The following is a 9,721-nucleotide window of genomic DNA, read 5'->3' as shown; positions in this document are numbered from 1 at the left end:
ACGACGACGCGAGGACCACCTTCCGTGAGGATCGACCGCCCTGAAAGTCCCAGGAAACCGCCTCTTGACAGGCCTCCCGAGGGTCGCGTCCGTTCCCGGTCACGCGAATCCGTGACACCGCGTGAACCGCACCCTGCGTCGGAACCGGCGGGGCGGGTAGCCGTGTCGTCCGGACGGGAGAGAGGACGGACACAGTGGAAACCCATGCCGAAGGCCGTGACGGGACCCGGGTCGTACCGGACGGACTGCTGATGTGCGCCGGTTACGGGCTCGACAGGGACGGCAGTTGCATCGCGGACGCCCGCCGCCGCGCCGCCGTCTTCCTGGAGGAGGCGCGCACCGAGCACCGCGTGCCGGTCTCCGAGCGCGCGAGGGACCTGACCGAGCTGGTGGTCAGCGAACTGGTCACCAACGCCTACAAGTACGCCCCCGGCATGGTCCTGGTGGAGGTGCGCGTCACCTCGGGCAGCGTCGACGTCGTGGTGTGGGACAGCGACCCGGCCGTCCCCACGATCGGGGCCGCCGATCCGGGCCGGATCGGCCACCACGGGGTGGAGATCATCGAGGCCGTCACCCAGGACCTGTTCGTCGAGCGGGGGACGGCCGGCAAGTGCGTCACGGCCCGCGTTCCCCTGGCCGACGTCGTCGGCGCGGTGTAGGAGGAGGGCCCCCGTCCCTCCTCCCGGGGAGGGACGGGGATCAGGCGCTCAGCGCCTGCCGGGTGGTGGGGTGGCAGGGGATGAAGGTGTCGACGCCGACGAGGGTCAGGACCCGCAGGACGGCCTCGTTGGCGGCGGCGATGTGCAGCTTGCCGCCGGCGGCGTCGATCTGCCGGTGGGCGGTGATGAGGACGTTGATGCCGCTGGAGTCCATGAAGCTCACGCCCCCGAGGTCCGCCACGACCCGCGTCACCGCCGCGTCCCCGGACAGCAGGGCTTCGCCGAGGACGTCCCTGGAGGTGTGGTCGATCTCGCCCCGCAGGCTGACGATCCGCACGCCCTCGACGGTGCGGTGCGTGACGGACAGCCGGCCGGGGCGGGCGGTGTTGTCGTGGTCGCTCATGGTCTCCTCATCGGCACGTGGACCCGTCCCTGGCCGGGACGGGCGGGGGCGGCCCCGCCCCCGCACCATCATGCCGGGCCCGCCCGCCCGGCGGTACCGGGCGGCCCCCTCCGCACGGTGCGGTGCGTACGGCCTCCCCGTACGGCCGCCCCCGCCCCGGTTCAGCGCGGCGGCGGAACGCCCGCGCCCGCCTCCACCCCGGCCAGGCGCAGGAGCAGCGCCTTCACGTCGGTGGCCTCGACCCGGCCGTCCACGGCGCCGGGGACGGAGCACACGAGGAGCGGCCCCTCCTCCTCGTCCGCCGGGAGGAGGCCGTGGCTCCCGCGGAGGGGAGAGGGGTCGAGGGGGACGACCGCGAGCCGGTAGCGCATGCCGAGCTTCTTGCGGGCGACCTCCCTGGCCGCCCTGATCCTCACGTACGGGTCGAACGGGTCCATGAGCAGTTCGGCGGGGTCGTAGCCGGGCTTGCGGTGGATCTCGACGAGCCGCGCGAAGTCGGGGGCGCGGGCGTCGTCGAGCCAGTAGTAGTACGTGAACCAGGCGTCGGGTTCCGCGAGGGCGACCAGCTCCCCCGAGCGCGGGTGGTCGAGGCCGTACTCCTTCTTGCCCTCGTCGTCGAGGAGCCGCGCGAGTCCGGGGAGGTCCGCCAGCGCCTCCCGGACGGCCGGGAGGTCGGCGGGGCGCCGGACGTAGACGTGCGCGATCTGGTGGTCGGCCACGGCGAAGGCCCGGGAGGCCATGGGGTCCAGGTACTCCATGCCGTCCTGGGTGTGGACCTCCAGGAGACCGGCCCGGCGCAGGGCGCGGTTGACGTCGACGGGCCGCTCCACCCGGGTGATGCCGTACTCGGAGAGGGCCACGACCGTGCGGCCCTCCGCGCGGGCGTCCGCGAGCAGCGGGCCGAGGACGCCGTCGAGCTCGGCGGCGGCCCGGTGGGACCGCGGGTCGTCGGGGCCGTAGCGCTGGAGGTCGTAGTCGAGGTGCGGCAGGTAGCAGAGGGCCAGGTCGGGGCGGCGGGTGCGCAGGACGTGCCGGGTGGCCCCGGCGATCCACCGGCTGGAGGTGAGGTCGGCCCCCGGACCCCAGAAGCGGAAGAGGGGGAAGGTGCCGAACCTCTCGGTGAGCTCGTCGTGCAGGGCCGGCGGGCGGGTGTAGCAGTCGGGCTCCTTGCGGCCGTCGGCGTAGTAGACGGGGCGGGGCGTGACGACGACGTCGGTGTCGGCGCCCATGGCGTACCACCAGCAGATGTTCGCGACGGTGTAGCCGGGGTGGACCCGGCGGGCGGCGTCCCAGATCCGGTCGCCGGAGACGAGCCCGTTGTGCTGGCGCCACAGCAGGACCTCGCCGAGGTCCCGGAAGTACCAGCCGTTGCCGACGACGCCGTGCTCCGACGGGAGGGTGCCGGTCAGGAAGGTCGTCTGGGCGGCGCAGGTGACGGCGGGCAGGACGGTGGCGAGGGGCGCCCGGGAACCGGCGGCGGCGAGCGCCCTCAGGTGCGGCATGTGCTCCAGGAGCCGCGGGGTGAGGCCGACGACGTCCAGGACGAGGAGCGGAGTGGGGCGCGGAGGGACGGGGGCGGCGGAGGCACCGGTCGGGTCGGTCATGGCAGTTCCTTGAGGCCGAGGTCGGTCAGGAGGTCGCGTGCCAGGGAGAGTTCGGCGGCGATGCCGTCGGCGAGCCGGGCGCGGGTGACGGGCCGCAGCTCGGGCGGCAGCGCCTGCCAGGTGTACGTCTCCACCTCCAGGTGGCGCGTACGGGGGACGGGACCGCCCACGAGCAGGGCCAGGGCGTCCTCGACCACCGGGAGCGTGGAGGCCAGCGGCGGCGCGGGCCGCGCGTGCAGGGGGACGTGGAAGTGGGAGCGCCAGGGCCCCTCCCGCGAGGGCCTCGTCGAGGTCGTCGGTGCCGCGCAGCCCGCCGGCCGCGACGGTACGGGTCTGGTGGAGGAAGCGCGGCTCGGCGAAGGCGGCCAGCGCCTCGCGCACGGCGGGCAGGTGCGGATGGTCGGCGTGCAGGGCGGCGGAGAGCTGGACCTTGGGGACGGTGACGCCCGCCGCGTCCAGGGCGGCCAGCGCGCCGGCCGGGTCCTCGAAGGAGGTCGCGAGGTGGCAGGTGTCGACGCAGACGCCGACGCGGTGCGGGGCGCCGACGGCGGTCAGGGGACCGATGGCGTCGGCGGTGGTCTCGACGGCGCAGCCGGGCTCGGGTTCGAGGGCCACCCGGATCGACTTGCCCGTCAGCTCCTCCAGGACGTCCAGGCGTTCGGCGAGGACCGCGAGCGCCTCCCGCGCGGCGGAGCTCCCGGACGGACCGAACCCCCGGCGCCACGCCAGGGGCAGGGTGGAGATCGTCCCCTCGTCGACGTCGGCGGGCAGCAGGACGGCGAGGAGCCGGGCGAGATCGGTCGTGTACGCCAGGCGCTCGGGCTCGGTCCAGTCCGGCCGGTACACCCGGTACTTGACCTCGTCCAGGCCGAAGCCCTCGTAGGGGAAGCCGTTGAGGGTGACGACCTCCAGGCCCCGGCGGTCCAGCTCGGCCCGCAGGCCGCGCAGCGCCGCCGGGTCGTTCGTCAGGGTGCGGGACGCCGCCCTCGCCAGCCACAGGCCGATGCCGAGCCGGTCGCGCCCCAGCCGCCGGCGGACGGGCTCGCAGTGGTCGCGGAGCTGGGCGAGGACGCCGTCGAGGGTCTCGGCGGGGTGGACGTTGGTGCAGTAGGACAGGTGGACGAGGGACCCGTCGGGGTGGCGGAAGCGCATCGGGCCCCTCACTCCCCGCCGCGGAGGACGGAGTTCCCCTCGTGCGGTCCCCGCGGCGCCGGTACGTCGAGCCGGAGGCGGCCGCCGAGCCCGTAGAAGGCGACCGGATTGCGCCACAGCACCCGGTCGACGTCGTCCTCGTCGAACCCGGCGGCGAGCATCGCCTCGCCGACCCGGCGGGTCTTCAGCGGATCGCTCTTCCCCCAGTCCGCCGCCGAGTTGACCAGGACCTTCTCGGTGCCGTGGGCCCTCAGGACCGCGACCGTCCGGTCCTCGTCCATCTTGGTGTCCGGATAGACGGAGAAGCCGAGCCAGCAGCCGCTCTCCCGGGCCTCCCGGACCGTCGTCTCGTTGAGGTGGTCGAGCAGGACGCGCTCGGGAGGGAGGGCGGACTCGCGCACCACGTCGATCGTGCGGCGCAGCCCGGCGAGCTTGTCCCGGTGGGGCGTGTGGACCAGCGCCGGAAGGCCGTGGTCGGCGGCGAGCTGGAGCTGCGCGGCCAGGGCGGTGTCCTCGGCGGGCGTCATGGAGTCGTAGCCGATCTCGCCGACGGCGACGACGCCGTCCTTGGCGAGGTAGCGGGGCAGGACGTCGAGCACGGGGACGCAGCGGGGGTCGTTGGCCTCCTTGGGGTTGAGCGCCAGGGCGCAGTGGTGGGCGATGCCGTACTGGGCGGCCCGGTGGGGCTCCCAGCCCAGGAGGGCGTCGAAGTAGTCGAGGAAACTGGCCGGGGAGGTCCGCGGCTGGCCGAGCCAGAAGGACGGCTCGACGAGGGCGCGGACGCCGGCGGCGGCCATGGCCTCGTAGTCGTCGGTGGTGCGGGAGGTCATGTGCACGTGCGGGTCGAAGATGCGCATCGGGACTCCTCGGGCTGCGGGGGCCGGGGCCCGTCCGGTGGATCGGGGTCGGGCGGGCCGCGGCCGTGATCGGCAGGACGGGCCCTACGGACGCGCCCCGGCCGTCAGGGCGAGGACGCGGCGCAGGTCGTGGGGGACGTCGCGGCCGGCGGCGGTGCGCTCGGCGGCGTGGTCGGCGAGCATGCGGGCGAGCACGGCGTCGCCGCGGGCGCGGCGCCGCAGCCCCGCGACCGCGTCGACGGGAACCCCGGTGAAGAGGCACTTGAGGACGGCGTGCCGCCAGGCCGGCCGGTCGAGGTGGGCGGCCGCGTAGGGGCCGACGGCCGCGGCGACGAGCGTGGTGTCGTGGGTGCGCAGCGCGTCGGCGACGAGGGGGAGCGCCTCGGGACCGCCGACCAGGTGGGGCAGGGAGTGGAGCACGGCGCGGCGCTCGGCGGCGCTGCCCCGGTGGTAGAGGAGGGCGAGGGTCTCCGGGCCGGGGCGGGCCGCGGTGAGGAGCAGGACGCGGACGGCGTCGGCGTGCTCGTGGCCGCAGTGGCGGCCCGCGGCGGCGAAGCGCGGCTCCCAGACGGGACCGGTGCCGGGGTCCTCACGGACGTGGTCCGCGCCCGTGTCCGTACCGGCGATTTCGGCCAGCGCGTCGTCCAGCCACGCGCGGGCGGCGGCGCTGAGGCGTGCGTCGAGGGCGGCGCGCGAGACGGCCGGGGGGCCGGGGGAGGGGGTGGCGGTCATGCGGTCGGGTCTCCTTCCGGGGGCGGGGATCCTTCCGGGGCCCGGGGGCCTCCCGGCATCCGGGAGCGGAGGAACGCGAGGGAGGCGCGGGCGAGTTCGGGCCCCGCGTGGGAGTGGCGCGGAAGCTCGACCACGGTGAGCCCCCGGTAGCCGGTGGCGGCGAGGGCGTCGAGGACCGGCGGGAAGTCGATCTCGCCGTCGCCGAACGGCAGGTGCTCGTGGACGCCGCGCCGCATGTCCTCGATCTGGACGTGGCGCAGCCAGGGCGCGGCGGCGCGGACGCAGGCCGCGGGCGGCAGCGGTTCCAGGCACTGGCAGTGGCCGATGTCGAGGGTGAGGCCGAGGGACGCGGGGTCCCCCGTGGCGGCCCGCAGGCGGTGGAAGTCGTCGAGCGTGGCGAGGAGGTGGCCCGGTTCGGGTTCGATCGCGAGGGGGACGCCCGCGGCCCCGGCGGCCCCGACGACCGGCCCGAGCGCTTCCGCGAGGCGCTTCCAGGCCGTGTCGGGGTCGGTGCCGGGCGGAGCGGTGCCGCTGAAGCAGTGCACGGCGTGGGCGCCGAGGTCCGCGGCGACGCGCACCGCGGTGACGAGCAGCCCGACGCGGACGGCACGGTCGTCCGGGTCGGGGTCGAGCAGGGAAGGACCGTGTTTGCGGCGGGGGTCGAGGACGTAGCGGGCGCCGGTCTCCACGGTGACGGCGAGGCCGAGTGCACCGAGCCGGCGCGCCACGCGCGCGGTGCGGGCGGCCAGGCCGGGGGCGAGGGGATCGAGGTGCATGTGGTCGAGGGTGAGCCCGACGCCGTCGTAGCCGAGGTCGGCGAGGAGCGCGAGGGCGTCGTCGAGCCGGAGGTCGGTCAGCCCGTTGGTGCCGTATCCGTAGCGGAGGGGGGCCGGGGCGGGTGCCGTGGGGGGTCCGTTCACGTGGGGCTGACCTTTCGCGCGAGACGGCGGGCCAGGGGGGCGAGGCCCAGGAGGGCGAGACCCCCGGCGGGCGCCCCGGAGCGGGCGGTGAGGGCGGCCTGCAGGGGGACCATCGCCCGGATGCCGCCCCCCACGGCGTGCCGGGTGAGGTGCGGGGACGGGTTCAGGGCCGCGTCGAGGAGGGGGCGGGCGGCGGTGCGGACGTAGACGGCGGCCAGGACCGGGGCGACGCGCTCCGCCGGAGAACGGTCCGGGAAACGGCGCGGTGCGACCGCCGGCCTCCCCCGCGCACCGGGACGGTACGGATCGGGGCGGGGCGAGGCGGTGAGGGCGCCGAGGACCGCGGCGGCGGCGAGCGCGCCCAGGGGCGCGCTCGTGGAACCGCCGTGCACCTCGTGCCGGGACACCGCGGTGACGGCGTAGGTGTGCGCCGCGAGCACCGCGGCCGGGGGGAGGGCGGCGACCGGGAAGGCGGTGGGCGGCGGGGCGGCCGTACGGCGGAAACCTTCCCCCGCCCCCCTCCGGACGGCCGACGCCGTCGCCGTGGCGCCGAGGAGGAGGTCGAGGCCGCGCGCCGCTGCCATGGCCGCCGGACCGGCGGCCGTGTGCTTCAGACGGAGGTCGTACGCCCAGACCGTCGCGGCCAGGACCGTGGCGACCGCCAGAGGGGGCCGCCCCGCACGGGCCGCGAGCGCGAGGCCGGCGGCGGTGAGCACCCCGGCCGCGCCCAGGGCCGCCCCGGGGCTCACCCGGCCGGAGGGGACGGGGCGGTGGGGGCGCTCGGCGGCGTCCTCGTGCCGGTCCGCCCAGTCGTTGAGCGCCATGCCCGCCTCGTAGAGGCACAGCGAGGAGCCGACGGCCCAGGCGGTGCCCCTGCCGGGCCGCGCCCCCGCGGCCGCGGCCCCGGCGAGGGCGTCGCCGGGGACGCTGGGCAGGGCCGAGACGCGCAGCAGCTCGCTCCACGCCCGCAGCCCCTCCCGGGCGGACGCGCCCCCGCGCGCGGGGGCGTCCGCGGAAGCACACCGGAGGAACGGGGGGCGGATCATCCGGTCTCCCGGAGACGGTCGGCGAAGGAGAGGAGCGCGCCGAACTGCTCGGACAGGCCCGCCGGGCCGCCGTCGGGATCCTTGAAGTAGAAGCCGAGTTCGGGGCGGGGCCCGGCGAGGCCCGCCTCGTGGGCGCGGGCGACGAGTCGCGCCAGGTCCAGGACCAGGGGGGCGGCGAGCGCCGAGTCGCACCCCTGCCAGATCGTCTGGAGGACCGTCCGGGAGCCGAGGAAGCCGTCGAAGGCGATGTGGTCCCAGGCGGTCTTCCACTCGCCGAGCGCGGGGACGTCGTCGATGTGGACGCCGCCCTCGACGCCGGGGCCGAGCGTCTCGGCGAGGACGCGCTCCTTCCCGGCGTTCTTGGCCGCGGCAGCCGCCGGATCGGCCAGGGCCGCCCCGTCCCCGCCTCCCAGCAGGTTGGTGCCGGACCACGCCCGCACGGCCAGGGCCCGCTGGACGAACATCGGGGCGAGGACGGACCGCAGGAGCGTCTGGCCGGTCTTGCCGTCGCGGCCCGCGTGGGGGAGGCCGCTCGCCTCGGCGGCGGCCGCGAGCGCGGGGGCGCGCAGCCCGGTCGAGGGCGTGAAGTTGACGTGGGGGCAGCCGGCGCGCAGCGCGGCGGCGGCGTACAGGGAGCTGGGCGGCAGACGCGTGGCGTCCGGCTCCGGCAGCGGCTCGGTGGAGGAGACGTTGACGACGACGACCCGCGCCAGCGCGTGGCGCGTGCGGAAGGCGGTCAGGTCGCCGGCGAAACCGGCGATCAGCTCCTCGTCGTCGCGGGTGTCCCCGGGGAGCGGGCCGCCCGGACGTATCTCCCCGTCGGCCGCGGCCAGCTCGGCGTGGACGGCCCGGGCGAGACCGGCGGGCAGCACACCGGCCCCGGTGAGGTCCTCGGCGCGTTTCGGCAGGGGACAGTCGGCGACGTCGTGCCCGCCGAAGACCAGCGAGGCCAGCGGAGGCAGCCCCGCCCCCGCGAACGGCGGCGTCTCGGTGACCATGCCGGTCGGCGGGTACAGCCCCGCGCTGACGGCCGCGCACCCGGCGACGGCGGTGGTCGCCACCGATCCGCGCGCCCCCACGAACCAGACCCCGGTGCGCGCTCCCGGGTCGTGGGCCCCTCTCCCTCTCGTGTTCCCGTGCCGCACTGGCTGCCTCCCCGTCGCGTTCCCGTGGCGCACTGACTGCCTCCCTGCCGTGTCGGTGGTGCGGGTGTGGGTGTGGGTGTGGGTCGGGAAGACGGCGGGCGGGGGGTACGACGCCTCCCCGCCCGCCGCCGGCTCATGGACGGCCCCTCCACGCGGGCACGCCCCTCGGCCCCGGACGCCGCGCGCGGTTCACGGCCCGGAGAAGGCGGCGTCGAAGGAGGCGGCCGGGGGATCGAAGTCGTACCGCTTGAGGAAGGAGAGCGCCTCGGGGGCGCCGGTGAGCCGGTCCATGCCCGCGTCCTCCCACTCCACGGAGACCGGACCGGCGTAGCCGATCGAGCGGAGCATCCGGAAGACGTCCTCCCAGGGGACGTCGCCGTGCCCCGCGGAGACGAAGTCCCAGCCGCGCCGGGGATCGCCCCAGGGCAGGTGGGAGCCGAGCCGTCCGTTGCGCCCGTCGAGCCGCTTGCGGGCCTCCTTGCAGTCCACGTGGTAGATCCGGTCGCGGAAGTCCCACAGGAAGCCGACCGGGTCGAGGTCCTGCCACACGAAGTGGCTCGGGTCGAAGTTCAGGCCGAAGGCGGGACGGCGGCCGATCGCCTCCAGGGCCCGCTGGGTGGTCCAGTAGTCGTAGGCGATCTCGCCGGGGTGCACCTCGTGGGCGAAGCGCACGCCCTCGGCGTCGAAGACGTCGAGGATCGGGTTCCAGCGCTCCGCGAAGTCCTCGAAGCCGCGCTCGACCATGCGCTCGGGGACCGGCGGGAACATCGCCACCAGGTGCCAGATGGAGGAGCCGGTGAAGCCGACGACGGTGTCGACGCCGAGCGCCGCCGCGGCCCGCGCGGTGTCCGCCAGCTCGCGGGCCGCCCGCCGCCGCACCCCTTCGGCGTCGCCGTCGCCCCAGATCCGGGCGGGCACGATCGCCCGGTGGCGCTCGTCGATCGGGTCGTCGCAGACGGCCTGCCCCACCAGGTGGTTGGAGACCGCCCAGCACTTCAGGCCGTACGCGTCGAGCAGCTCGCGCCTGCCCTTGACGTACGCCGGGTCGGCGAGGGCCCTGTCCACCTCGAAGTGGTCGCCCCAGCAGGCGAGTTCGAGGCCGTCGTAGCCGAAGTCGCGGGCGAGCCGGCAGACCTCCTCCAGCGGCAGGTCGGCCCACTGGCCGGTGAAGAGCGTGAAGGGTCGTGGCACGGTCCGGGCCTC

9 protein-coding genes and 1 pseudogene are annotated in these 9,721 nt (G+C 76.2%); 1 reads left to right on the top strand and 9 read right to left on the bottom strand.

Annotation, left to right across the window (positions count from 1 at the left end; translation table 11 throughout):
* Positions 1–194: 194 nt before the first annotated feature.
* Positions 195–659 carry an ATP-binding protein gene (locus tag ACFYNX_RS11430; protein ID WP_388660253.1) on the top strand — a complete coding sequence of 155 codons (465 nt, stop codon included), beginning with the start codon at positions 195–197 and terminating at the stop codon, positions 657–659.
* A gap of 40 nt (positions 660–699) precedes the next feature.
* On the opposite strand, the gene ACFYNX_RS11425 is transcribed toward ACFYNX_RS11430, so the two are convergent.
* The 9 genes and pseudogenes from ACFYNX_RS11425 to ACFYNX_RS11385 form a co-directional block, all read right to left on the bottom strand.
* A complete protein-coding gene (locus ACFYNX_RS11425; protein ID WP_125662071.1) occupies positions 700–1,062 on the bottom strand; it encodes an STAS domain-containing protein in 363 nt (120 codons plus the stop codon).
* A 161-nt stretch (positions 1,063–1,223) separates the two neighbouring features.
* The gene (locus ACFYNX_RS11420; protein ID WP_388660249.1) at positions 1,224–2,666 is read right to left on the bottom strand and encodes an alkaline phosphatase family protein; all 1,443 of its coding nucleotides are present in this window, start codon (positions 2,664–2,666) and stop codon (positions 1,224–1,226) included.
* Positions 2,663–3,818: pseudogene (gene eboE / locus ACFYNX_RS11415) on the bottom strand (metabolite traffic protein EboE). Before eboE ends, ACFYNX_RS11420 begins: the two are co-directional and overlap by 4 nt.
* An 8-nt stretch (positions 3,819–3,826) precedes the next feature.
* Positions 3,827–4,675: a TatD family hydrolase gene (locus tag ACFYNX_RS11410; protein ID WP_365542227.1), complete on the bottom strand. Its 849-nt coding sequence runs from the start codon at positions 4,673–4,675 to the stop codon at positions 3,827–3,829.
* An 84-nt stretch (positions 4,676–4,759) separates the two neighbouring features.
* Positions 4,760–5,407, bottom strand: coding sequence for an EboA domain-containing protein (locus ACFYNX_RS11405; protein WP_388660245.1), 648 nt, complete (start codon positions 5,405–5,407; stop codon positions 4,760–4,762).
* Positions 5,404–6,327, bottom strand: coding sequence for a sugar phosphate isomerase/epimerase family protein (locus tag ACFYNX_RS11400; RefSeq protein WP_388660242.1), 924 nt, complete (start codon positions 6,325–6,327; stop codon positions 5,404–5,406). The genes ACFYNX_RS11405 and ACFYNX_RS11400 overlap by 4 nt, the downstream gene beginning before the upstream one ends.
* A complete protein-coding gene (locus tag ACFYNX_RS11395) occupies positions 6,324–7,373 on the bottom strand; it encodes an SCO3242 family prenyltransferase (RefSeq protein WP_388660239.1) in 1,050 nt (349 codons plus the stop codon). The genes ACFYNX_RS11400 and ACFYNX_RS11395 overlap by 4 nt, the downstream gene beginning before the upstream one ends.
* Positions 7,370–8,518, bottom strand: coding sequence for an inositol-3-phosphate synthase (locus ACFYNX_RS11390; protein WP_388660236.1), 1,149 nt, complete (start codon positions 8,516–8,518; stop codon positions 7,370–7,372). The genes ACFYNX_RS11395 and ACFYNX_RS11390 overlap by 4 nt, the downstream gene beginning before the upstream one ends.
* Before the next feature lie 189 nt (positions 8,519–8,707).
* A complete protein-coding gene (locus tag ACFYNX_RS11385) occupies positions 8,708–9,709 on the bottom strand; it encodes a sugar phosphate isomerase/epimerase family protein (RefSeq protein WP_365542218.1) in 1,002 nt (333 codons plus the stop codon).
* Positions 9,710–9,721: the final 12 nt, after the last annotated feature.

It is taken from the genome of Streptomyces sp. NPDC007872, from assembly GCF_042868165.1.
Lineage (GTDB): Bacteria > Actinomycetota > Actinomycetes > Streptomycetales > Streptomycetaceae > Streptomyces.
This window is presented reverse-complemented; position numbering and strand designations above follow the sequence as displayed.

Coding starts and splice junctions, on each gene's coding strand:
- ACFYNX_RS11410 (WP_365542227.1), bottom strand. CDS start 4,675: ATGCGCATCTTCGACCCGCACGTGCACATGACCTCCCGCACCACCGAC.
- ACFYNX_RS11405 (WP_388660245.1), bottom strand. CDS start 5,407: ATGACCGCCACCCCCTCCCCCGGCCCCCCGGCCGTCTCGCGCGCCGCC.
- ACFYNX_RS11395 (WP_388660239.1), bottom strand. CDS start 7,373: ATGATCCGCCCCCCGTTCCTCCGGTGTGCTTCCGCGGACGCCCCCGCG.
- ACFYNX_RS11420 (WP_388660249.1), bottom strand. CDS start 2,666: ATGACCGACCCGACCGGTGCCTCCGCCGCCCCCGTCCCTCCGCGCCCC.
- ACFYNX_RS11425 (WP_125662071.1), bottom strand. CDS start 1,062: ATGAGCGACCACGACAACACCGCCCGCCCCGGCCGGCTGTCCGTCACG.